The 21,950-nt window shown below is 41.9% G+C and carries 26 protein-coding genes; 13 read left to right on the forward strand and 13 right to left on the reverse strand.

The features are described from left to right. The first annotated feature begins 18 nt into the window (after nucleotides 1-18). From hisH to ABDD94_RS12555, 5 genes are all read left to right on the forward strand, one after another. The gene (gene hisH / locus ABDD94_RS12535) at nucleotides 19-675 is read left to right on the forward strand and encodes an imidazole glycerol phosphate synthase subunit HisH (protein ID WP_345952536.1); all 657 of its coding nucleotides are present in this window, start codon (nucleotides 19-21) and stop codon (nucleotides 673-675) included. A gap of 4 nt (nucleotides 676-679) precedes the next feature. Beyond that, a complete protein-coding gene (locus tag ABDD94_RS12540; RefSeq protein ID WP_345952537.1) occupies nucleotides 680-1,429 on the forward strand; it encodes a 1-(5-phosphoribosyl)-5-[(5-phosphoribosylamino)methylideneamino] imidazole-4-carboxamide isomerase in 750 nt (249 codons plus the stop codon). Between the two features lie 173 nt (nucleotides 1,430-1,602). After that, nucleotides 1,603-2,364, forward strand: coding sequence for an imidazole glycerol phosphate synthase subunit HisF (gene hisF / locus ABDD94_RS12545; protein WP_345952538.1), 762 nt, complete (start codon nucleotides 1,603-1,605; stop codon nucleotides 2,362-2,364). Between the two features lie 110 nt (nucleotides 2,365-2,474). Beyond that, nucleotides 2,475-3,065, forward strand: a complete 591-nt coding sequence (hisIE, locus tag ABDD94_RS12550; protein ID WP_345952539.1) for a bifunctional phosphoribosyl-AMP cyclohydrolase/phosphoribosyl-ATP diphosphatase HisIE — start codon at nucleotides 2,475-2,477, stop codon at nucleotides 3,063-3,065. A 91-nt stretch (nucleotides 3,066-3,156) separates the two neighbouring features. Beyond that, the gene (locus ABDD94_RS12555; protein WP_345952540.1) at nucleotides 3,157-4,059 is read left to right on the forward strand and encodes a WD40 repeat domain-containing protein; all 903 of its coding nucleotides are present in this window, start codon (nucleotides 3,157-3,159) and stop codon (nucleotides 4,057-4,059) included. Here ABDD94_RS12555 and ABDD94_RS12560 read toward each other — a convergent pair whose 3' ends face one another. Then, nucleotides 4,060-4,821, reverse strand: coding sequence for a C40 family peptidase (locus ABDD94_RS12560; RefSeq protein ID WP_345952541.1), 762 nt, complete (start codon nucleotides 4,819-4,821; stop codon nucleotides 4,060-4,062). Between the two features lie 82 nt (nucleotides 4,822-4,903). Continuing rightward, nucleotides 4,904-5,257, reverse strand: coding sequence for a 4Fe-4S dicluster domain-containing protein (locus tag ABDD94_RS12565; RefSeq protein WP_345951740.1), 354 nt, complete (start codon nucleotides 5,255-5,257; stop codon nucleotides 4,904-4,906). A gap of 108 nt (nucleotides 5,258-5,365) precedes the next feature. Between ABDD94_RS12565 and ABDD94_RS12570 the strand changes: the two genes are divergently transcribed. From ABDD94_RS12570 to ABDD94_RS12605, 8 genes are all read left to right on the forward strand, one after another. Continuing rightward, a complete protein-coding gene (locus tag ABDD94_RS12570; RefSeq protein WP_345952542.1) occupies nucleotides 5,366-6,388 on the forward strand; it encodes an acyl-CoA reductase in 1,023 nt (340 codons plus the stop codon). Nucleotides 6,389-6,409: 21 nt separating this feature from the next. After that, nucleotides 6,410-6,613: a fructose-6-phosphate aldolase gene (locus ABDD94_RS12575; protein ID WP_169610682.1), complete on the forward strand. Its 204-nt coding sequence runs from the start codon at nucleotides 6,410-6,412 to the stop codon at nucleotides 6,611-6,613. Nucleotides 6,614-6,619: 6 nt separating this feature from the next. Then, nucleotides 6,620-7,303 carry an ATP-binding cassette domain-containing protein gene (locus ABDD94_RS12580; protein ID WP_345951738.1) on the forward strand — a complete coding sequence of 228 codons (684 nt, stop codon included), beginning with the start codon at nucleotides 6,620-6,622 and terminating at the stop codon, nucleotides 7,301-7,303. Between the two features lie 238 nt (nucleotides 7,304-7,541). Next, nucleotides 7,542-8,138, forward strand: coding sequence for a nucleotide exchange factor GrpE (locus tag ABDD94_RS12585; RefSeq protein WP_345955985.1), 597 nt, complete (start codon nucleotides 7,542-7,544; stop codon nucleotides 8,136-8,138). Between the two features lie 113 nt (nucleotides 8,139-8,251). Continuing rightward, nucleotides 8,252-9,421, forward strand: a complete 1,170-nt coding sequence (dnaJ, locus tag ABDD94_RS12590) for a molecular chaperone DnaJ (RefSeq protein ID WP_345951736.1) — start codon at nucleotides 8,252-8,254, stop codon at nucleotides 9,419-9,421. 189 nt (nucleotides 9,422-9,610) lie between these two features. Continuing rightward, the gene (locus tag ABDD94_RS12595; protein WP_345952543.1) at nucleotides 9,611-10,519 is read left to right on the forward strand and encodes an ABC transporter ATP-binding protein; all 909 of its coding nucleotides are present in this window, start codon (nucleotides 9,611-9,613) and stop codon (nucleotides 10,517-10,519) included. Between the two features lie 3 nt (nucleotides 10,520-10,522). Further along, nucleotides 10,523-11,773 carry an ABC transporter permease gene (locus tag ABDD94_RS12600; protein WP_345952544.1) on the forward strand — a complete coding sequence of 417 codons (1,251 nt, stop codon included), beginning with the start codon at nucleotides 10,523-10,525 and terminating at the stop codon, nucleotides 11,771-11,773. Nucleotides 11,774-11,844: 71 nt separating this feature from the next. Next, nucleotides 11,845-12,774 carry an exopolyphosphatase gene (locus tag ABDD94_RS12605; protein WP_345952545.1) on the forward strand — a complete coding sequence of 310 codons (930 nt, stop codon included), beginning with the start codon at nucleotides 11,845-11,847 and terminating at the stop codon, nucleotides 12,772-12,774. Between the two features lie 44 nt (nucleotides 12,775-12,818). Here the strand turns inward: ABDD94_RS12605 and ABDD94_RS12610 are convergent, their stop codons facing one another. From ABDD94_RS12610 to ccsA (ABDD94_RS12660), 11 genes are all read right to left on the reverse strand, one after another. Then, on the reverse strand, nucleotides 12,819-13,394 hold the full coding sequence (locus ABDD94_RS12610; protein WP_345952546.1) for a Maf family nucleotide pyrophosphatase: 576 nt from the start codon (nucleotides 13,392-13,394) through the stop codon (nucleotides 12,819-12,821). A 79-nt stretch (nucleotides 13,395-13,473) separates the two neighbouring features. After that, complete coding sequence (locus tag ABDD94_RS12615; protein WP_345951731.1) at nucleotides 13,474-13,986, reverse strand: HAD-IIIA family hydrolase; 513 nt, start codon at nucleotides 13,984-13,986, stop codon at nucleotides 13,474-13,476. A 66-nt stretch (nucleotides 13,987-14,052) separates the two neighbouring features. Next, nucleotides 14,053-14,295, reverse strand: a complete 243-nt coding sequence (iscX, locus tag ABDD94_RS12620; RefSeq protein ID WP_345951730.1) for a Fe-S cluster assembly protein IscX — start codon at nucleotides 14,293-14,295, stop codon at nucleotides 14,053-14,055. An 89-nt stretch (nucleotides 14,296-14,384) separates the two neighbouring features. Further along, the gene (locus ABDD94_RS12625; RefSeq protein WP_345951729.1) at nucleotides 14,385-14,717 is read right to left on the reverse strand and encodes a 2Fe-2S iron-sulfur cluster-binding protein; all 333 of its coding nucleotides are present in this window, start codon (nucleotides 14,715-14,717) and stop codon (nucleotides 14,385-14,387) included. Between the two features lie 19 nt (nucleotides 14,718-14,736). Next, entirely contained in the window at nucleotides 14,737-15,519 is a 783-nt protein-coding gene (locus ABDD94_RS12630) for a DUF2520 domain-containing protein (RefSeq protein ID WP_345952547.1), read from the reverse strand. A gap of 3 nt (nucleotides 15,520-15,522) precedes the next feature. Further along, nucleotides 15,523-16,257, reverse strand: coding sequence for a phytanoyl-CoA dioxygenase family protein (locus ABDD94_RS12635; protein WP_345952548.1), 735 nt, complete (start codon nucleotides 16,255-16,257; stop codon nucleotides 15,523-15,525). A gap of 26 nt (nucleotides 16,258-16,283) precedes the next feature. Then, complete coding sequence (gene ccsA / locus ABDD94_RS12640; RefSeq protein ID WP_345952549.1) at nucleotides 16,284-18,800, reverse strand: cytochrome c biogenesis protein CcsA; 2,517 nt, start codon at nucleotides 18,798-18,800, stop codon at nucleotides 16,284-16,286. 9 nt (nucleotides 18,801-18,809) lie between these two features. Then, nucleotides 18,810-19,220 carry a cytochrome c maturation protein CcmE gene (locus ABDD94_RS12645; RefSeq protein WP_345951725.1) on the reverse strand — a complete coding sequence of 137 codons (411 nt, stop codon included), beginning with the start codon at nucleotides 19,218-19,220 and terminating at the stop codon, nucleotides 18,810-18,812. A 286-nt stretch (nucleotides 19,221-19,506) separates the two neighbouring features. Further along, the gene (locus ABDD94_RS12650) at nucleotides 19,507-20,940 is read right to left on the reverse strand and encodes a Glu/Leu/Phe/Val dehydrogenase (protein ID WP_345952550.1); all 1,434 of its coding nucleotides are present in this window, start codon (nucleotides 20,938-20,940) and stop codon (nucleotides 19,507-19,509) included. 94 nt (nucleotides 20,941-21,034) lie between these two features. Continuing rightward, nucleotides 21,035-21,238 (reverse strand): CcmD family protein, encoded by a 204-nt coding sequence (locus tag ABDD94_RS12655; protein ID WP_345951723.1) that lies wholly within the window; start codon nucleotides 21,236-21,238, stop codon nucleotides 21,035-21,037. A 4-nt stretch (nucleotides 21,239-21,242) separates the two neighbouring features. Beyond that, nucleotides 21,243-21,905, reverse strand: a complete 663-nt coding sequence (ccsA, locus tag ABDD94_RS12660; protein ID WP_345952102.1) for a cytochrome c biogenesis protein CcsA — start codon at nucleotides 21,903-21,905, stop codon at nucleotides 21,243-21,245. Nucleotides 21,906-21,950: the final 45 nt, after the last annotated feature.

Below are 21,950 nucleotides of genomic sequence, written 5' to 3' on the forward strand. Positions count from 1 at the left end.
TAAGGAGAATATTAAATAATGGAAGTTACGGAAAAACAAGACTCCGAAATACAAAGTTCACCTTCCCGGCCAAATGCCTCCAACAGCATAGGCATCGTTAGGTATGGTGCAGGAAATATTTTTTCGCTTACGTCTGCGCTCGACAGATTGAATATTCCGTATGGCATGATACACACCGAAGCCGACTTTGAACACTACGAGCGATACATCATTCCGGGTGTAGGCCATGCCGGAGCAGCCATGAACAAGTTGGAGCAAACCGGTCTTGTGCCAGCTATTAAAGCCCTTAAAAAACCAACACTGGGCATCTGCGTGGGCATGCAGTTAATGACAGCTTATTCTGAAGAAGGTAATGCCGATTTACTGAATATTTTTCCGAACAAGACATTGCGTTTTAAAGATAACGAGCACTATAAAGTGCCGCATACCGGCTGGAACCGCGTATTACAAGATAAAGAGAACCCGTTATTCAACGGCATACCCAATGGCGCACATTTTTATTTTGTGCACTCCTACTACATTGAGCACAGTAATTTATTTACCTTGGCTTCAACTAATTACACCTTAAAGTATTCGGCATCAATTTGGCATGACAACTTTTATGGCGTACAATTTCACCCCGAAAAATCGGGTGTGTTTGGGGAAAAATTATTAGCAAACTTTTCAAAAATATAAAGGCATGTATATTATTCCTGCTATTGACATTCTGAACAAAAAAGTTGTTCGGTTACGTGAAGGCGATTATGAACAGGTAACGCAGTATGATGTGAGCCTTGAAGAAATGATTGAGCGCTACCAGTCTATCGGTACCGAACTCATCCATATTATTGATTTGAATGGCGCCAAAGGCGATTTCAGTAACCAACAATATCTGTTTGATGTAATTAAAAAAACAGATATGAAAATTCAATATGGTGGTGGCATCCGCAGTATTGAAAAAGTTCAGGAGCTCACAGATGCAGGCATAGCCCGTGTAATAGTAGGCACGCAAGCTATCAGTAATCCAACTTTTTTAGATGAACTGAGCAAAGCCATGTGTGGCCAAAGCAAGTGTTCTGACAAAATTGTGGTAGCTATTGATGTGCTTGATGAAGTAATCAAATACTCGGGTTGGATGGAAAGCTCGCCTATTAAACTGATTGATTATGTTGACCGCTGCCTGCACCTGGGCTTTTACCGTTTTTTGTGTACGGATATTAACAAAGACGGTAAACTAGGTGGTGCAGGTGTAGAGCTGTACAAAAAATTATTGAGCCACTCTCCTTTTATTAAGCTTATAGCGTCTGGTGGCGTTAGCTCCATGAAAGACATTGAGCAACTTAACAAGATAAAAGTAGAAAGCTGTGTGGTTGGAAAAGCCATCTATGAAAATCGCATCACCATTGACGATGTGAAAAACTGGAACTTAAAATCGTTAATATCGATATAAAGCACAACCTGAAAATACCAACCAACCTGTCATTTCGAGTGTGAGAACTTTTTTAAGTGCTAAGTTAATCAGCAAGAAAAGAAAGGCTCGTTACTTAATTTGATGGCAGGTTATAATAGCATTTTGCTTTGCAAGAGATAAAAGAAAATCTAAACTCGCCCTTTACAAAGCCGATGGCATCTAGCCTCGCCAAACGCATTATTCCCTGCCTTGACGTTAAGGACGGACGCACGGTTAAAGGCGTAAACTTTGTTGACCTACGTGATGCCGGCGACCCTGTTGAGCTGGCCTGGAACTACTCCCAGCAAGGTGCTGACGAACTGGTTTTTTTGGACATTACAGCTACGCACGAAAAACGCAAAACCCTGATAGAACTGGTTAAAGCTGTGGCCCGCCAAATTAACATCCCATTTACGATAGGCGGTGGCATTAACGAAATTGCTGACGCCGACGCACTGTTAAACGCCGGTGCCGATAAAATATCAATCAACTCGGCCGCTGTACGTAACTCAGCGCTGATTGATGAACTGGCAGCAGCTTTTGGTGTGCAGTTTGTTATTGTAGCGGTAGATACACGTCATATTGGCAATACCAATATTGTACACCTGAACGGTGGCCGCATAGCCACAGATAAGGAAACGCTAAGCTGGATTAAGGAGGCTGAAAGCCGTGGAGCAGGTGAAATTTTGCTTACTTCTATGGATCATGATGGAACAAAGGCTGGTTTTGATAACACTCTTTTAAAAGTGGTAAATGATGCCGTGCGTATCCCGGTTATTGCATCTGGTGGTGCAGGTAACGTGCAGCACTTCATAGATGTGTTTGAACAAACAAATGTAGATGCTGCCTTGGCCGCTTCAGTTTTCCATTACGGCGAAATTTTGATACCGGATTTAAAAGAGAGTTTAAGAACGCGTCAAATAGAAGTAAGATAAAACATAACTTAGATCATGCGGAACGTGAGTGATTGCTCTCTTTCAACATGTTTAACTGATGACAAATGCAAGAAGGCAACGCTTATTCCTGCAATACTTAAGAATCAATAATGCAAATAGATTTCACCAAATCACCCGATGGCTTAGTGCCGGTGGTTATACAGGACGTACAGACGTTAGAAGTGCTGATGCTGGGCTACATGAACAAGGATGCCTATAATAAAACAGTGCAAGAAAACATTGTCACGTTCTACTCCCGCTCAAAGAACCGTTTATGGACTAAAGGCGAAACCAGCAATAACTTTTTGCATGTCGTAAGCATTCATCTCGATTGTGATAACGACACCATCCTGATAAAAGCTAAAGCCGATGGGCCTACCTGTCATACCGGCGCACGCAGCTGCTTCCAAACCACCTATAACCAAAATTTCATTTTGGAACTGGAAAATATTATTGAGGACCGTTACACTAATCCGCAAGAAGGTTCGTACATCAACAAACTGCGAGGCAAAGGTCTTAATAAAATAGCTCAAAAAGTAGGCGAAGAAGGTGTAGAAACCGTTATAGCTGCCCTGGCAGAAACCGAAACCGACTTGATTAATGAGGCATCAGACCTTGTATTCCACCTACTGGTGTTGCTTCGCGAAAAGGGTTTGAAGTTAGAAACTATTGCCAAAAATCTGGAGCAAAGGCATAAATAACTGTTTAGTGTTTCATTAGTGCATCCGTTCACTATTTTTTATAGCCCTTTCTGAGTTACTAACGAACCAAACACGCTAATGAACAAATTAAATGAAAGTAGAAAAGTCATTTGAATTATCCGGACATCAGAACCCCATTTTTGCGTTAGAACTTTCGCAAAAGTCTGGAATTTTGTTCAGCGCGGGGAATGATAAAGGTTTAGTGGAGTGGGGCTTGGAAAAACAGACCTTCATTAAAGTTATGTTCCCGGTAGTAGCTTCGGTGTATGCTATTCATTGCCCTACCGGCTTTCCGTTAATGTTTGCCGGTCTACGTAACGGTCAAGTATTAGTTTTCGATTTTATTGAGCAGAAGATTACCGGTATACTAAAACAGCATACCAAACCTATATTTGATATTAAATCTGTTAAAGGAAAGCAAGAACTGCTTGTGGCATCTGAAGATGGCACGGTAAGCATTTGGAACTTGAATACCTTTGAACTGATACATACCATACAGATATCAACTGATACAGTTCGGAGCATCAGCATTTCGCCCGATGAAACGCAGGTTGCCTTTGGATGCAGGGATAGTTCGATAAAGATTTATAGCCTGCATGATTATGGCTTTATCAGCACATTAAGTGATCATACCATGGCAGTGTTCACAGTTCAGCATTCGCCCGATGGCCAGCACCTTGTATCGGGAGCACGTGATGCACAAATAAAGATTTGGAACGCTTCAGATCTTACCTTACAACAAAGCATTGCAGCACACCTATTTGCCGTAAACCATATCGTCTTTCATCCTACGGAGCCTTATTTTGCATCCGCCAGTATGGATAAAAGCATTAAAATTTGGGGCGCTGATGACTTTAAACTTTACAAAATCATCAGCCGGGAGAAAGGCTACGCCAGCCACCAGTTGTCTGTCAATAAATTAGCTTGGAACGGTAACCAACTAATTTCAACCGGCGATGACAAGCGCATTATTGCCTGGGATATTGCTTTCTAACTAAAGTATTCGCTTGATAATGCGCAGCTTGTGCGTATGCTTTTTAAACTCTTCCGAATATATCCCTTGACCGTCTATAGCTTCTATTTTAACCCGGCCCGATGAATGGATAATTTGCTCGCTGTTGAGCATTATACCAACATGCACAATCCGCCCTTCGTCGTTATCAAAAAAGGCCAGATCGCCGGCTTGTGCCGATGGCAAAAAGTCAACGGCCGTGCCCTGCTCTACCTGCTGACTGGCATCTCGCCTTAACTGTATACCATGTTGCTTGTATACTGCCTGCACAAAGCCCGAGCAGTCAATGCCAAAATGGGTACGGCCGGCCCATAAATAAGGCGTGTTTAAATAAGTCTTGGCAGTAGCAATCAGATCCGCCTCCCGGTCACCCGGGTCATTTATACCAAACACTTCGTTATTTATCCAGCTACTGCCATTTTCGTAAAAAGGCAAGTTACTGCCCGCAGGCAGGTACAATAAGCTGTTATCGCTTTGCTTATTAGCTATGGTTACAGGCTGTGTAGTAAATATAACATCAGTTTGCTGCAGAGAAAGGTAATCCTCATAATTTAACAGTGATACCTGATTGCTGCTAATCCAACCTTCATAAGCATCATGGGCGGTTACAATTTTCACCCACTTATCCTGCCGTTCTAATAACTCGTAAGTTTCACCGAATAACAACTGCGACACCATTTCGCTTCTATCGCTGCCCTCAGCCCTTATGGGTATTATTGCTAACTTACTTATGCCGTATTCCATGCTGCTAATTTATAATTACTTCCCGGTAAACAAAAAAGGGACACTGTTTGAGTATCCCTTTTAAAAATAAATTTTGTTGTGTTTAACCTTCCATGTGTAGCCACTGCTTTTTAGCAATCAGCTCCTCTTGAGTCTCACGAACATTTTCGTCGTCTACGCAGCAATCTACCGGGCAAACAGCAGCACATTGTGGCTCGTCATGAAAACCTACGCATTCGGTACATTTGTCTGGAACGATATAATATATATCATCCGATATTGCGGCTTGCGCTTCATCAGCGCTTAGCGTGTTTCCATCACCAAAATCAATAACACCTTTAAGCTCAGTACCGTCCGAAAAACGCCAGCTGGCTCCGGCATCGTAAATTGCGTTATTTGGGCATTCCGGCTCACATGCTCCGCAGTTAATACATTCGTCTGTGATTACAATTGCCATATATCTTTAGCTCTATATCTTATTATTCTGTTTACCTTTGCCTTTTTGAAAAGGCTTGCAAATATAACAAAAAAAACGTTTGCTGGTTTCCACATCTGTATAGTATATATGTCAATTTTCAACAAGTCATATTTAATCCAAATACTGGCCAATTTGGGCAGGCAATTGCTTAATCCCGATGCTACATTGCAGCAGCTGGTAGAAAGTGAACGCAATATAAACCCCTGGTTCACGCCTGAGAGTGTGCAGCAGGCCATACAGGCAACAGGCTTATCTTTAACCGAAAATAACCTTGGGCAATGGCTGAACCACTATCAGCTTAAAGAACATGCTTCTAAAAAAGTTGGGTTAATACTTGCAGGCAACATCCCATTGGTGGGTTTTCATGATGTGCTTTGTGTATTTGCAAGCGGCAATATTGCGCTTATAAAAGCGTCATCACAAGATGCACGATTAATTAAGTATGTTTTACAATTGCTGGTAAATATTGAACCGCAATTAGCCGGCAGCTACCAGTTTATTGAACGCCTGGAAGGTTTTGATGCTATTATAGCTACAGGAAGCAACAACACTTCTAGATATTTTGAATACTACTTTGGCAAAGTGCCTAACATTATACGCAAGAACCGGAACAGTATCGCATTTTTAACTGGCCAGGAAAGTACTGAACAGCTACATGAGCTTGGAAAAGATATTTTTGATTACTACGGCTTAGGTTGCCGTAACGTATCAAAACTTTTGGTGCCTAAAGGCTATAACTTCATCCCGTTTTTTGAAGCCATTGAAGATTATCACCACATTGCACAGCATCACAAGTACCACAACAACTACGATTATAACAAAGCAATATACCTGGTAAACAGAGATAAGCACCTCGACAATGGTTTTTTATTGGTAAAGGAAGACACCCGCTTAGCCTCTCCCCTGGCCGTACTTTATTACGAAGAGTATGAGGACTTAGATGCAGCAGAAGCACTTTTAAGGGAACAGAGGGAACAGATACAATGTATAGTGAGTACGGTAAATTTGCCTGTTAAAGTACAGGTGGTTGATTTTGGTAAGAGCCAGCAGCCTGCGCTTTGGGATTATGCCGACGGAATTGATACAATGGAGTTCTTGTCTAATCTTTAAAAATACGTACTTTTGAAGGGCATGTATATCATCAAAGTAAAAGGCGTTGCCAAAATACCCGACTATGTGCAGTTACGCGATGAGCAATTTACACTCCTGGCCTATTTTAGGGTAGACAGACCTGATAAATCGCTGGACAAGGTTGGGTTGGGCGATAAGGCCGATTACATTATGAACCTGATAAAAGACCTGCCTTTTGGCCAGATATTGAAACTTGAATTATAAAAGTAAATGATTGGAAATTCCGTTATAAAACTGCAAGGCGTTGATATTTTTCAGCAAAAGCACCTGGTATTGTCTGATGTAAACCTGCATATCGATAAAGGCGATTTTGTTTGGCTTATCGGTCAGACCGGCTCGGGTAAAAGCAGTTTACTTAAAGTAATTTATGGCGATTTAAATATTACTACTGGTGAAGGACATGCCGGGGGTTACGATTTAAAGAAGCTGGCTACCAGGGATGTTCCTTACCTACGCCGTAAGCTGGGCATTGTATTTCAGGATTTTCAATTATTAACCGACCGAACTATAGAGCAAAACTTACACTTTGTAATGAAAGCCACCGGTTGGAAAGATAAAAAGCTAATTGCAGACCGTATCCGTGATGTACTGGAAAAAGTAGGCCTGCGTTCAAAAATAAAAAAGATGCCGCATGAACTTTCGGGCGGCGAGCAGCAACGTGTAGTAATTGCGCGAGCTTTACTAAACGATCCTGAAATTATATTGGCTGATGAGCCAACCGGCAACCTGGATCCGGACACATCCGAGGAAATTGTAATGCTCCTGAAACAGATCAGCCTATCAGGCACTGCGGTGGTCGTTGCAACGCATGATTACCATATCATCCGTACTTTTCCATCTCGCATTATCAAATGCGAATCAGGCAAAGTACTGGAGGACGTTCAGATAGCATAATTTAGGGGCTAGTTTAAGGTTAATAAGCGTTGCATTCCCTTGCAAGCTCTCCTTCGCAAGTTGTAACATGCTACTGACAACCCCTGTTATATAACTGACAACACACAACGGATTATGGCCGCTGGCAGAATCCGGAGAGACATTTCTACCCAATTTGTCGAATACCTACTGACAGGCTGACCGCTTTGCGGCTATGGCAAGGTACTTGATTTGCAACATTATCATGAACTTTAAAGACATGTTTAACAAGAATAAGAAGCAGGATACACCTGATACAGAAGATTTAAACGAAGTGAACACGGAGAATACCACACCTGAAGAACAAGCCGAAAATCCATTGGCTGATGAATTAAACGTAAATGCTGAAGAAGTTAAAGCTGAACTATCGGCAGAGGCAAAGCTAAAGGAAGACCTGGCACAAGCTAATGATAAATATTTACGCTTGTACGCTGAGTTTGACAATTTTAAGCGCCGCACTACTAAAGAGCGTGTGGAGCTATTACAAACTGCTGGTAAAGAAGTAATTGTATCTATGCTACCTGTGCTGGATGATTTTGAAAGAGCTATTAAAGCAATGGAAAACGCACAGGATGTAAACGCTGTAAAAGAAGGCGTACTCCTGGTACAGTCTAAGCTTAAAAATATTCTGACTCAAAAAGGTCTTAAGGAAATGGAAGCTACAGGAACCACCTTTGATGCTGACATTCATGAAGCAATTACCAATATACCTGCACCTACCGATGACCTTAAAGGTAAAGTAGTTGATCAACTAGAAAAAGGTTACTACCTAAATGATAAGGTAGTACGTTTTGCTAAAGTAGTAGTGGGCGCTTAATTAGTTAGTAAGTAGTTAGGTTATTTTGTTATTAGGAGGTTGCTGCCTGAGCTTTTATGTTACTAATTGCTGGCACTTGCTTAATAATTCAATAACGTAATAACCAAAATATTATGTCAAAAAGAGATTATTACGACGTACTTGGGGTTTCACGCGGGGCCAGTGAGGACGAGATCAAGAAAGCCTACCGTAAGATGGCCATTAAGTATCACCCGGATAAAAACCCGGGTGATAAGGCCGCAGAGGAAGCTTTTAAAGAAGCAGCCGAAGCTTATGAGGTATTGAGCAAGCCCGACAAGCGCCAGCGTTACGACCAGTTTGGCCATGCAGCTAATGCACAATCGCCTAATGGCGGTGGTTACGGCGGTGGAGGCATGAATATGGATGACATATTCAGTCAGTTTGGCGATATATTTGGCGGCGGCAGTCCATTTGAAGGTTTTTTCGGTGGAGGCGGCGGTCGTCAGCAAGGTGGTGGAGGCAGGCGTGTAGCCCGTGGCAGCAACCTGCGCATTAAAGTTCGTTTAACCCTTGAAGAAATTGCAAATGGGGTTGAAAAAAAGATAAAAGTAAACAAACAGGTTTTATGTAATACCTGCGATGGTACAGGTGCTAAAGACAAATCGTCTTTTCAAACTTGTAAAACATGTGGCGGCTCAGGTGCAGTACGCCGGGTAACCAATACCATTTTGGGTCAGATGCAGACTACCAGCACCTGCCCTACCTGTAATGGCGAAGGCTCAACCATCACCTCAAAATGCAACGTTTGCCATGGCGATGGTGTAGTTAGAGGAGAAGAAACCATCAGCATTAACATACCTGCCGGCGTGAGTGAAGGCATGCAATTGAGCATGAGTGGCAAAGGTAACGCAGCGCCACGCGGCGGTGTACCCGGCGACCTGATCATACTGATTGAGGAAGTACAGCACGAGACACTAAAACGCGATGGCCACAATGTGATCTATGATATGCACATCAACTTTGTTGACGCCGCACTAGGTACTAGTGTTGAAGTGCCAACCATTGATGGAAAAGCCAAAATTAAAATAGAGCCTGGTACTCAGGGTGGGAAAATCCTGCGCTTGAAGGGTAAAGGCGTGCCTGAAGTAAATTCCTATCACCGTGGCGATCAGTTGGTGCATATCAACATCTGGACACCCAAAGCTTTGAGCCGTGAAGAACGCGATCTGCTAGAAAAGCTGCAAAACTCTCCTAATTTTAAACCCAATCCGGGCAAAAATGAGAAAAGCTTTTTCGAACGGATGAAGGAATACTTCGAGTAAGCTTTAGAAACAAGAATTGAAAGTTCGAATCTAAAACTATAAGTCGTGGTTGAACGACAGAAAGCCTGAAGAATTTTTCTTCGGGCTTTCTTATTTATAAATGGTCACAGATTGTAACAAAATAGTCATCTTATTATCTAAACATTAATCTTATCTTCATAAACTTAAACTATACTGACCCCAACACACATGCTTAGCATCAGAAACATTGTGAAACAATACGCCGGTCATAAGGCGTTGAACGATGTGAGCCTGGAAGTTACCAGCGGGCAAATATTTGGTCTTTTAGGTCCAAATGGCGCAGGCAAAACTTCGCTCATCCGTATCATTAATCAAATCACTGCGCCCGACTCAGGTGAAATTTACTTCGACGGTGAAAAATTAAACCAATCGCATATTGAACGTATAGGCTACATGCCCGAAGAACGTGGCCTTTATAAAAAAATGGCCATTGGCGAACAAATTGTATACCTGGCCCGACTGAAAGGATTGAGCCATGCCGAAGCAACCAAACGTATAAAGTATTGGTTCGAGAAACTGGAAATTGAAAGCTGGTGGAACAAAAAGGTCGAGGAGCTATCAAAAGGTATGCAACAAAAAGCACAGTTTGTAGCCACAGTTTTGCACGAGCCCGATTTGATTATCCTGGATGAGCCGTTCAGTGGTTTTGACCCGGTAAATGCAGAATTAATTAAAGATGAAATACTGGAGCTAAACCGCAAAGGTGCTACCATCTTGTTCTCTACGCACCGTATGGAATCGGTTGAGGAACTTTGTAATTCTATTGCCCTGATCCATAAATCTAACAAGATACTGGACGGTCGCGTGAAAGACATCCGTAACTCTTATCGCAGCAACACCTTTTTGATCGAATATAACGGTGAAAAACTTGCTTTAAACGGTACAGAGCCATTTGCCCTGGTTGATGAAACAACTACCGAAGATGACAGTCACATCATCCGGCTTAAGTTAAACGAGAGCACCAGCTCAAATGACGTACTGCAGTACCTTATTTCAAAAGTTAGTGTAATCCGTTTGCAAGAGGTTATTCCGAGCGTTAACGAAATCTTTATTAAAAACGTAAATCAAATTGGCTAAGCTATGAACAAAGTTTTCCTTATCATACAAAGAGAATATATATCACGCGTTCGCAAAAAAGCCTTTTTGGTGACCGTATTTTTAGTGCCGGCACTTTTATTGGCTATGTACGCTGTAATGTACCTTATTTACAAAAACAGCAGCGAACTGAATACCACACGGGTAGTAAAGGTAGTTGATGATACCGGTGTTTTTGCCGATAAACTACACGCTGGTAAAAACATCAAATTCCAACGCTCGACATTGCCTTTAGCAGCAGCCAAGAAAGCACTAAAGAAAGATCACGAGCAAATACTGCTGTATATTCCTAAAAATTACGAGGAGGCAAAAGGTGTACAAATTTTATCGGAGAAGAAACCAAGCATTATGGTGACTACAGCAATTGAGCACCAGATGAATGAAATATCAACTAACAACAAGATGGTGGCTGCCGGTATTGATACTGCCCGACTAAAAGGCATTCACAGCAATATTGACGTTAGCGCCCTTGAAGTTACTGATGACGGCGAGAAAGACTCAAACATAGGCGCACTCACCATTATAGGCATCGCCTGTGCTGTTATGATATACTTATCGTTATTTATTTACGGGGCTCAGGTGATGCGTGGGGTAATCGAAGAGAAGACCAATCGCATTATTGAAGTTATTGTATCATCAGTAAAGCCGTTTCAATTAATGCTGGGTAAAATAATTGGTGTAGGCTTGGTAAGTATTACGCAATTTGTTTTATGGATTGTATTATCGCTGGTGGTGAGTTACATTGCAAGCAAAAACTTTAATGCGCCACAAAGCCCGATGCTGGGCTTTTTAGATACGGTAAAGAACGTGCCGGTTGCCAGCATTATTGGTTACTTCCTATTCTACTTTTTAACCGGATTCTTTCTTTACAGTGCGCTGTTTGCCGCCGTGGGATCGGCCGTTGATAGTGAGACAGAAACACAGCAGTTTATGTTTCCTATTACCATGCCGCTACTGTTCACTTATTTAATTTCCGTATCCTTCCTAGCGCAAAATCCTGATAGCTCTTTGGCCTTCTGGCTTTCTGTTGTACCGTTCACTGCACCTGTGGCCATGATGGTACGCATTCCATTCGATCCTCCGGGCTGGCAAATCGCTATTTCCATGTGTATGATGGTGATTGGCTTTATATTTACTACCTGGGTAGCTGCGCGCATTTACCGTGTTGGTATTTTAATGTATGGCAAAAAAGCAAGCTACAGTGAACTGGTAAAATGGTTCTTCTATAAAGAATAATCTTAATTTCAACTTTTTGTTAATCCCTGTAAAACGTTAAAACTTTTACAGGGATTTTTTATTTTAGAGGTATGACTAACCGCGTTGCCGTTATGGACCTCGGCACAAATACATTTCATTTACTGATTGCTGAGTCCGACCCTACTCGTTTTTTTAAAGAAGTACTTCATGAGCATGTTGGCGTTAAATTAGGCGAAGGCGGTATAAATGAAGGTACTATTAAAGCTGACGCTTACCAAAGAGGCATTGATACGCTCGTAAGCTTTCATCAGTTTATTAGGCAGCATAATGTGCATAGCATAAAAGCTATTGCCACCTCGGCCATGCGCAGCGCATCTAACGGGCAGCAATTTATTGATGAGGTAAAGCAGCACACAGGCATAGTTATTGAAACCATAAATGGTGACCGCGAGGCTGGTTACATTTATGCTGGTGTAAAGGCCTCCAGGTGCTTGCAGGAAGCCAATAGCCTAATTGTTGATATTGGCGGCGGCAGTGTAGAATTCATATTGGGTAACCAGCGCGAAATTATCTACAAGCAAAGTTTTGAAATAGGTGCTGCCCGGCTAATGGCCAAGTTTCATCAAACAGATCCTATATCAGTTGACGAAGTGGCTGCTTTGAATGATTACCTGGATTTGCAATTAGCACCGATGTGTGACGCCGTTAAGAAACATAATGTTCAAAGCTTAATTGGCTCGTCTGGTGCGTTCGAGACATTTGCTGAACTGGCAGAGCGGCACAATGGGCATTCGTTTGATTTGAAACAAACGCCAACTTACGCCTTTAAAGAAGGTAATCTGTTAGAAATTACACGTAAAATTATACATTCTAATCATGAAGAGCGGGCTGCTATGCCGGGCATTCTCCCCGTACGCGTGGATATGATTGTGGTGTCATCATTACTTATGCAATATGTGATGCATAAGCTGAATCTGCATCAGGTAGTGATGTCTGCCTATTCGTTAAAAGAAGGCGTATTGGCAGAAATGTTTAAATAGTAAGGGTCGCTATATTATGATTGGTTACAAGCGCCTGGACAAATCTACCTGGCCAACCTGAGTAATTGCTGATATACCTTTTCGGTAGGAAGGCCAACTACGTTGGTATAAGACCCTTCTATACGTTTAATAGCGGTAATGCCAACCCACTCCTGTATACCGTAGGCGCCAGCTTTGTCATAAGGTTTATATTTGCTCACGTACGTTTTAATTTCTTCGTCAGACAAGGTGCGGAAGAAAACCTCAGATACATCATGGAACAGATTATACTCGTGCTTATATAAGATACATACGCCGGTTACAACCTTATGCACGCGGCCCGACAGGCGCTGCAACATTTCTATTGCATGGGCCTCATTTTCGGGCTTGCCTAATATTAGCCCGTCAATAGCTACAATGGTATCAGCTGTAAGTACAATCTCGTCACCGGATGTAGCATCATAAGCTTTTGCTTTTTTTTCGGCAATATAAACGGCCACTTCCTCCGGGCTTAAATGCTCAGGGTAAGATTCGTCTACTTCCTTTAGTACAACTTCATAGTATACGTCCATCAATCGCAACAGTTCCTGTCGACGCGGCGATTTAGATGCGAGAATTATTTTAGGAATTTTAGTATTCATAAATGGCAGTTCATGGTCAAAAACAAGTTCACAGCTGATGGTACCATGAACAGAAGACCACCAACCATTTGCTTAAAAGCTACCAGCTATAAGCTTCGGCGCCCATCCATTTACCTTGAATTTTGAGCGCTTTTTCAATAACGTCACGCGCACAGCCCTTCCCGCCCGAAATAGGAGATACATACTCGCAAAGCTCTTTAATTTCTTCTGCAGCATCTGCAGGGCAAACAGGCATTCCTACCTGGCGCATTACTTCCAGATCAGGTATATCATCACCCATGTACATCACATTCATGGGGCTTATGCCTCTTTCGTTAATATAAACCTTGAAGGTTTCGGTTTTAACGCCTGAGCCTAAAAATACGTCCTTTATACCTAAGCTATTTAAGCGATGCATAGCTATTTTTGAGCGGCTACCAGATATGGCGCATACATTATACCCGCATTTAACGGCTAATTGAAGAGCGTAACCGTCCTTAATATTGAAGGAACGGGTTTGTTCGCCTGCATCATTAACGTATACAGAGCCGTCTGTTAGTACACCATCCACATCAAAAATAAACGTGGTGATATCTTTAAATTTATTTAACAAGATTTTGTAAAGTTTATATCAAATCAAACAATTTTAAGAAAAATATATAACTATTCCTACAAAAAATTATTGATTATCCCGCCACTCATATACCCAGGCCGATTGTATCTGCTCCAAGTGGCCTTCATTTGCTTCTTCACGCGTACCTACAAAGTTTGGCAGGGTTAATACCCACTCTAACAAATCGGTAAAGCGAATACGGTATATTTTAGATTCACTAAAATCGTCGCCAAACTTTTCATATAAACCCATGGCAATATCTTCATAATCATTCCAATGGATGGGTAAAGCAAATTTATCGTCGTTCATGTAAATTAATGTATGTGGGAGGTTGTGTGTTCTATGCAATATGCAGGTTATGGAAGTGGTGTACAAAATCCAAATAACCCTAAAATTTATTAGTGCCCCATAAATTGAGACTGGTCAGGAATCAAGACTTGTATGTCGCCGTCTATAACCACACACTGGCAGCCCAGGCGTGAGTTAATACGGGGGCTAACAGCACGATCAATAAAGTCTTCCTCTTTGTCCGAAATCTCCTGAATATTGTCCATGCCGCTGGTTATGTATACGTGGCAGGTGCTGCAGCCGCAAACACCACCGCAGTTATGCTGTAGTTCAATGCCGTTTTCCAGGCAAACATCCAATACCGATTCTCCTTCGGCTATAGGCAGCTCTACCGGCGCGTGATCCGGTTCCTCAAAGCTTATCTTAACTTTAAAAATATCCATTTTGGCAAAAGTAAAAAAATTACTTAACCCCGAGCGGGCCTTCGCCCATTTTGATGATAGCCTGACTTAATATATGGTATATCTGGCCAAGCCCCTGTTCCTCTTTCAACAACTCTATATGCGCTGCCATTGTTTTTTGGTCATTACGCACAGCCGGGCCGGTTTGCACTTTATTAGGTAATTTGCTTTGTACCTTCTCTGCTGTTTCGGTTATAAGTGGCCTTATTAAATTGAAATCCAGGTCGTGCTTTTGCAGTAATTGTTGGGCAATGCTATAAAGATAATTTGGGAAATTGCAGGCAAACACAGCTGCCAGGTGCAGTATTTTACGCTGATCGGAACTTACCTGGTAAACGTTATTGCTTATACTTTGCGCTAACTGTTTAAGGTCAAAGTTCAGATACTCGTAAGCGGCCTCTATACACATTGGCACCTGCCTAAAATCGACCTCTTTGGTTTTACTGAACGTTTGCAGCGGATAAAATACGCCGGCATGCTCAGTATACTTTAACAGCGTTTGCATAGGTGTAGCCCCCGATGTATGCACTATAGGCTTTTGGTGTGGTGCCAATGCTTGGGCAACATCGTCAATGGCATCATCTTTTATACTGATGATAAACAGATCAATGTCAGGAATGATTTGTTGCAAATTATTAATAGCCTCTGCTTTTACATGATAAGCTAGCAGCGCAGCGTTCTGGTAATTTGGGCTGTACACCTGTAAAATGTAATGTCCTGCGTTTTTAAGAGCAGCACCTAAATGAGTGGCTACATTACCTGAACCAATGAGTGTAATACGCATATATTAACTTATTTCTGACCATTTTAACGGTTCTGGTAAACTCACGTTACTGAACTCGATATGTATTACCCGCCTCCTATGCTTACTGGTTGTGCGGCTTGATGAATGTAACAACAGTGGACGCATAACCATGATGCCGCCTTTTGATACTGGGCAAACTTCTTCAGTTTCTTTGCTCCAGTCAATAGTTTCTGGTCTATAAATACCTTTACGGTGTGAACCCGGCACCACCCGTAGTGCGCCATTGTGTTCATCTGTATTATCTAAATGAATACGAACGGTAAAATTTTGTTGCAATATTTCAAGAGGAGGCTGAACAGCAAACTGGTCTTGCTTAACCGTCCATGGTCCAAATCCTGCAATATCTTGTCTGCTTTTTACAGAAATTGTCAAGTCTTGATGATAGGCGACGAACCAGTTAGAATCTTCAGGCTTGTCGAAATAGATAGACTTAACTACAAAATAACTATCTCCAAAAATACTAGTTAGCAGTTGTTCAAAGCTTCTAGTAAAGATCAGAGACTTAATTTCAGGTAGTTCTTTTAAAAACTGCCTGATAGCAAAAAGATCAGCACTTTTTCGAAAAGTTAATCTTGACGTATCAGCGCTACTTAAAGCCTTGTGCATGAAATCTATTTCTTCATGACTAAAAACACTGTGTACGATGGTGTACCCTTTAGTGGCTATCTCATCTATATAAATAGTGGTAGTGTCTATATCTGTGGGGGCATCGTTCATTATAATTACCAGAATTAGCCAGGATTTTACACCAAAGTGCCTGCTTTAGTTTTTGCTGGTTTGCCTTTAACCTCCACCACTTTTAATTCGCTGCTCCTTCTGAATATCGACATTAAGAAACCAATAACCATAATGATGGTACCCGACCAGAAAAAGTTGATGTAAGGGAAATTTATAGCCCGCATCACTATATACGGCTTTTGGCTTTCGGGCTGTTGGTAAATGGTTAACTCGAACTTGTTCTTTTCCGGAATAATTTTTGAAAAACGGAGCTTTAAGCCCACATCGTCTACCTTGCGGGCAAAATCAAATGTGTTGCCACCTTTAATCATAAACACGGGCTCGGCCTTATAAGTAATACCGTGCGATACAATTTGGAGCTGAGCACCAACAGCTACGTCATTTTTTCCTAAAGGTATATTTTGCAGTTTAGGTGCTTTATTTAATCCTGTCAGAACCATGTAGCCTTCACGGAAACGGATAGTGTCACCCAGGCTAGCTTCGTAAACTACAGGCGGATTGTAATGCTTGTCATCTTCAGTTGCATCATGCTCGTCATGCCCTATCTCAGTAGAACCGGCAGCAAGACCCTCCTCTTCTTTAATAGGTGCCGCAGTGATGTGTGTGTACAAGTCATGCAGCAGATAATGCTTGGTATCTGGAGACGAAACCAACCCCATCTTGGCATTGGCCTGTGAGTTTGGCGTTAACACGAAATGCTCAGTTAGCTTGCCTGCTTCGTTGTATTTTTTATAGTCAACCTTAAAATAATGATTTGGCGCAACAAGAGAGTCGCCAATGTAGGTAACTTTGTAACCACCCATGTCAACCGGCTGGTTCTTGTACAACATGATGTTCTCACGCGCATCGCCAGCCTTGTCAAAATCTTTAACTTGTATAATACCAGTTTCGTTTTGCGATACTACTTTGCTTGTACCGGCAGCAATTAAAGCACCCACCAGTAACAATGCAAAGCCGATGTGCGCTACAGCCGATCCGGCCAGCTTGAATTTACCTTTAAATGCATCAGCCAGTATTTTAGAGTTGGCCAATATGCCATAAATAGCGCCAAACATGGCAAGCATAAACACCAGCTTAAGCTTGTATAAACCGGTTATATAAACCACAACAGCGGTTAACAGCGCAGCTACAAATAAGTATAACAACGTAGTGATGTAAAACCGGGTTGCATCGGTCTTTTTATATTTTAAAAACTGCGTAAAACCTAAAAAGAAAGTTACTACTACAGCAAAGCCGGCCTGAAAAATATTATACAATGTTATAGGGTTAGTTGGCGGCGCTATATTGGTTTTAAAGATAGCATTCCATACCGGAACCGAGGTTACGATGACTAATTGCAAACAAGACAAAGCCAGGAAGGCCGAGCCCACAAACACCCAAAACTCACGCGAATAAGTTTCTTCTTCCTTTTTTGAGAAAGGCAATTCTTTCCATCGCCAAATTAACAAACCAACGGTGATGCCTAAAAATACCAATACATCAACCACCAGGTGCCAAAACATACCTAAATCAGTAAAGGCATGCACTGATGTTTCGCCCAGGATACCGCTACGGGTTAAGAATGATGCATAAAGAACGAGCACAAAGCTAAGTAAGGTTAGCAAGGTGGCTGTAAAGTAAGAATGGCCTGTGTTTTTAAATACTATTAATACATGTACCGCCGCTATAAGTACCAGCCATGGAATTAAAGAGGCATTCTCAACAGGATCCCAGTTCCAGAAACCACCAAAGTTGAGCGACTCATAGGCCCAAAACGACCCCATTATAATGCCAGTACCCAAAATCATCACGGCAAACAGTGCATACGGTATGGCTGCTGCTACCCATTCCTTATAACGGCGTTGCCACAAACCGGCAACCGCATAAGCAAATGGAATAATCATAGATGCGAACCCTAAGAACAATGTTGGCGGGTGTATAACCATCCAGTAGTTTTGCAGTAGCGGATTCAGGCCATTGCCATCCTTTACGTATTGCATATAATCAGGACGGCTGAATATAGGCCCCTCAATAGCATCGCGTAATAGAATAAATGGGGAGCTACCGAGGCGAGAACCCAGTATTTCCACACCAATAAGCATAGAGCTTAATAACACCTGTGATAAGCCAACCACTACCATCACAGGCTTTTCCCATGACTTGGCGCGCCATATAAGTACATTACCTAAAACGGCCTGCCAAAAGGTCCAAAGCCAAAAGCTGCCTTCCTGCCCTTCCCAGTAACTCGAAATGATATAGTATACCGGCAAGGTGCTCGATGAGTGAGCCCAGGCATAATGATATTCGAAAAGATGATTGTAAATAATATAAAAAAGACAGCAGCCGATAGCCACTACCGAAAAGGTATTCACATAAAAGCTCCAGCGCCCTAAACGAAACCAAGATTGATCGAGCTTATTGCTTTGCGTAGTAGCAAAAAAGTAACTTATAGTCGAAAGCAAGGCTGAACCAAAAGACAGAATGATAAAAAACTGCCCTAGGTGGCCTGGCATGAGGTGCTCCCCTTGAAAATCTGTGCTCATTAAAGGAATTTATATGTTTGCCTGTTTGGCTTTAGCTTCGGTTACTTCTAATTTGTCTTGCGTATATTTAGAAGGGCACTTCATCAGGATCTTGGACGCATGAAATTCTTTACCACGCATTTGTCCGGTGAGTACAATCTGCTCTGAGCGCTCAAAGTCTTGCGGCTTTGTACCTGTAAATACAACTTTACACTCTTCGCCCTTATTATCACGCATGTAGAATGAAAAATAATTAGCATCCTTTGTTGGCTCATAATACAATTGCTTGTCTTTATTAAGGTGACCTACAATGTGTAGCTCATCTTTAGTTTGCTCGGCATCTTTAAACGAACCGTAAGTGCTTGTATTTGAGTAAGTGCTGATAATTACTGCTATGGCAACTGCAATAACGATAATACCTAATATTGAACTTTTTTTCATGAATTTTACCTGCTGTAAAACAATCTACAAAAATACAAAACGGATAGCGATTACGCTTTATTACAACAGATATATCTTATTTAGAATTATTCTTGACAAAATCACTTATAGCCATTGTGTAACAAAGATGGTTTTATTGATTTATAGAACGATTAACGATTTTCGATCTTCACTTTGAGGGGCAACGAGGATGGTACAATTACCGTATCTACATTAAAATACAAAAAGCGGCACCTTTTGGGTACCGCCTTTTATAGAACATTGAATGGGTTTTAGCCGGTATTGCTTATGGCCAAACACCTAAATTTTGGTATGAAACTGCTATTTTATTGATAGCGCCAACAAAGGCAGCTACGCGTAATGTGCCTATACCGGGGTTATTTTTGAAAGTCTCTCGTATTTCGTGGTATGAACGGATCATGGTATCCTCTAAACCAGAGTTAACCAGTTCCAGCTCAGACGCACCTTTAATAATGGTTGAACGTTGCAGCGGTGTTAACGAAACACCGGTAATGCCCTCCACCATATTAACCAGGTTAAGGTTTGAGTTTTCTTCAAACCTACGGTTCATACGACCAAAAGATACGTGCGAAAGGTTTTTCAACCACTCAAAGTAAGATACGGTTACACCGCCGGCATTCGCATACATGTCCGGAACGATGATACCACCACCTTCATAAAAAATGGTTTCAGCCTCAGGCGTAGTTGGTCCGTTTGCACCTTCAACAATAATTTTTGCCTGTATGTTGCGAACGTTATCTGCAGTAATCTGATTTTCCAATGCAGCAGGCACCAGTATATCACAAGGCTGCTCTAAGCCTTGGCCGGAGTTTGTGAATTCCTGAGCAGCGCCCGGGAAACCAAGAATGGAACCTGTGGCTTTACGATGTTGGAATACGGCGTCGTAATCTAAACCGTTCTCGTTATAGATAGCACCTTCAAATTCACACAAACCAACAATGATAGCGCCAAATTCAGACAGGAATTTTGCCGAGTAGTACCCTACGTTACCTAAGCCTTGTACAATTACCCTTTTACCAGCCAAACCGGGCATTAAGCCAATTCGTTGCATATCTTCTCCTACGCTAACACATTCACGCGCGGCAATAGCCACACCACGACCGGTAGCTTCCCTGCGGCCGGCAATGCCATGCAAGGCAATCGGTTTACCGGTAACGCAGCCTAGTGCATCACCCTGACCAGGGTTCATGGTAGCATACGTATCAGCAATCCAGCTCATTTCACGCTCACCCGATCCATAATCCGGTGCAGGTACGTCAATACTTGGGCCTATAAAATTCTTTTTTATCAGCTCTACCGTATAACGACGGGTAATATTCTCCAATTCCTGAACGGTGTAGTTTTTGGGGTTAATTTTAATTCCACCCTTTGCGCCACCAAACGGAACGTTTACAATAGCACACTTATACGTCATCAATGCAGCCAGCGCCATTACTTCGTCTTCGTTCACCATCTCGCTGTAGCGAATACCACCTTTTGTTGGCGATTGGTGGTGCGAGTGCTCAACGCGCCAGGCATCTATTACTTCAAAACCATTGCCTTTACGTATAGGGAAACGGAAACGGTAAACACTGTTACATGATTTGATCTGATCTAGCAAACCCGCATCATGCTTGGTAAATTGTGCAGCATGATCAAAGTTTGTGCACACATCACCAAAGAAATGCGTGTCCTGATCAGCTATTATTAAGTTACTCATGTTATTATATTGATTTAAATAATTGGTATAGTATCCTGCAAATAATGACAGATGATTAAGTTTATGATTAAAATGGCTTTTAACCTAAAAAGTTTTAGTTGTTGTGCTTTTCCAAACGACTTAAACGCCTGTCCATAACAAACAAATAAATGGCCAGCCCCACAAATACTATGGCAATGGTAGCAATAACTACATAAATTTTGCCTGAGCTGCGCATGGCGTCAGCCATTTCGGGCTGCTGAGCAAAGGCACTGGTAAAACCGGCCATCAGTAGTAATAAGCAAAGTATTTTTTTCATGCGTTTATAGCGAGTTGTTTTTATTTTCAATTAAACGGATTCTGTAGCGCAAGGTTGCAACCCAAATGGATACCAGTATCCAACCAATAAAAGCAGGATATAATACCATACGCATAGTGTTCGTGGTATCGTCCGGACCAAAAGCAGGGTTTCCTCCGTTGCCAGGATGCAGGGAGTCTGTTAATCGTGGAAGGATGATTAACAACACAAACATTATAGGAAACGCGAAAATGTTATAAATGGCCGAAACACGTGCTCGCTTTTGCTCCTCTTCAATAGAGTTGCGTAGCACCAGGTAGGCACAATATAACAGAAACGCAATTGCCGCGCTATTTTGTTTAGGATCATTGCTCCAAAACTCACCCCAGGTATAATTTGCCCAAAGCATTCCACTTAATAAACCCAGTACATAAAAAAATACACCTGTGTTTATTGATTCAACCGCTACAAGGTCATATTCTTCTTTCGGGTTAGCCAGGTACTTAATACTGTAGAAAACCGAAATGCCAAACAACACGAACATAGCCATCCACATAGGCACGTGAAAGAAAACGTTCCTTATAGTTTCATTTACAATAAACTTCATGGGTACCGGAACTAAAAGCCCGGCTATGAGTGAGTATAGAACCAGCAATATGCCCAGTACTTTCCACCAAGATTTATATATAAATTTCATATTGATTTTAACGCGCAAAGGTATAACAAATTACTT

It is taken from the genome of Mucilaginibacter sp. PAMB04168 (assembly GCF_039634365.2).
Lineage (GTDB): Bacteria > Bacteroidota > Bacteroidia > Sphingobacteriales > Sphingobacteriaceae > Mucilaginibacter.

What these genes read in the sequence shown, in the direction of transcription:
- ABDD94_RS12595 (WP_345952543.1), top strand. Translation starts at nt 9,611, where the DNA reads ATGCTTAGCATCAGAAACATTGTGAAACAATACGCCGGTCATAAGGCG.
- dnaJ (WP_345951736.1), top strand. Translation starts at nt 8,252, where the DNA reads ATGTCAAAAAGAGATTATTACGACGTACTTGGGGTTTCACGCGGGGCC.
- ABDD94_RS12655 (WP_345951723.1), bottom strand. Translation starts at nt 21,238, where the DNA reads ATGAAAAAAATACTTTGCTTATTACTACTGATGGCCGGTTTTACCAGT.
- ABDD94_RS12625 (WP_345951729.1), bottom strand. Translation starts at nt 14,717, where the DNA reads ATGGATATTTTTAAAGTTAAGATAAGCTTTGAGGAACCGGATCACGCG.
- ABDD94_RS12575 (WP_169610682.1), top strand. Translation starts at nt 6,410, where the DNA reads ATGTATATCATCAAAGTAAAAGGCGTTGCCAAAATACCCGACTATGTG.
- ABDD94_RS12645 (WP_345951725.1), bottom strand. Translation starts at nt 19,220, where the DNA reads ATGAAAAAAAGTTCAATATTAGGTATTATCGTTATTGCAGTTGCCATA.
- ABDD94_RS12585 (WP_345955985.1), top strand. Translation starts at nt 7,542, where the DNA reads ATGTTTAACAAGAATAAGAAGCAGGATACACCTGATACAGAAGATTTA.
- ABDD94_RS12555 (WP_345952540.1), top strand. Translation starts at nt 3,157, where the DNA reads ATGAAAGTAGAAAAGTCATTTGAATTATCCGGACATCAGAACCCCATT.
- ABDD94_RS12580 (WP_345951738.1), top strand. Translation starts at nt 6,620, where the DNA reads ATGATTGGAAATTCCGTTATAAAACTGCAAGGCGTTGATATTTTTCAG.
- ABDD94_RS12600 (WP_345952544.1), top strand. Translation starts at nt 10,523, where the DNA reads ATGAACAAAGTTTTCCTTATCATACAAAGAGAATATATATCACGCGTT.
- hisIE (WP_345952539.1), top strand. Translation starts at nt 2,475, where the DNA reads ATGCAAATAGATTTCACCAAATCACCCGATGGCTTAGTGCCGGTGGTT.
- ccsA (WP_345952549.1), bottom strand. Translation starts at nt 18,800, where the DNA reads ATGAGCACAGATTTTCAAGGGGAGCACCTCATGCCAGGCCACCTAGGG.
- ABDD94_RS12570 (WP_345952542.1), top strand. Translation starts at nt 5,366, where the DNA reads ATGTCAATTTTCAACAAGTCATATTTAATCCAAATACTGGCCAATTTG.
- ABDD94_RS12565 (WP_345951740.1), bottom strand. Translation starts at nt 5,257, where the DNA reads ATGGCAATTGTAATCACAGACGAATGTATTAACTGCGGAGCATGTGAG.
- ABDD94_RS12630 (WP_345952547.1), bottom strand. Translation starts at nt 15,519, where the DNA reads ATGCGTATTACACTCATTGGTTCAGGTAATGTAGCCACTCATTTAGGT.
- ABDD94_RS12650 (WP_345952550.1), bottom strand. Translation starts at nt 20,940, where the DNA reads ATGAGTAACTTAATAATAGCTGATCAGGACACGCATTTCTTTGGTGAT.
- hisH (WP_345952536.1), top strand. Translation starts at nt 19, where the DNA reads ATGGAAGTTACGGAAAAACAAGACTCCGAAATACAAAGTTCACCTTCC.
- ABDD94_RS12635 (WP_345952548.1), bottom strand. Translation starts at nt 16,257, where the DNA reads ATGAACGATGCCCCCACAGATATAGACACTACCACTATTTATATAGAT.
- hisF (WP_345952538.1), top strand. Translation starts at nt 1,603, where the DNA reads ATGGCATCTAGCCTCGCCAAACGCATTATTCCCTGCCTTGACGTTAAG.
- ABDD94_RS12540 (WP_345952537.1), top strand. Translation starts at nt 680, where the DNA reads ATGTATATTATTCCTGCTATTGACATTCTGAACAAAAAAGTTGTTCGG.
- ABDD94_RS12610 (WP_345952546.1), bottom strand. Translation starts at nt 13,394, where the DNA reads ATGAATACTAAAATTCCTAAAATAATTCTCGCATCTAAATCGCCGCGT.
- iscX (WP_345951730.1), bottom strand. Translation starts at nt 14,295, where the DNA reads ATGAACGACGATAAATTTGCTTTACCCATCCATTGGAATGATTATGAA.
- ABDD94_RS12560 (WP_345952541.1), bottom strand. Translation starts at nt 4,821, where the DNA reads ATGGAATACGGCATAAGTAAGTTAGCAATAATACCCATAAGGGCTGAG.
- ABDD94_RS12605 (WP_345952545.1), top strand. Translation starts at nt 11,845, where the DNA reads ATGACTAACCGCGTTGCCGTTATGGACCTCGGCACAAATACATTTCAT.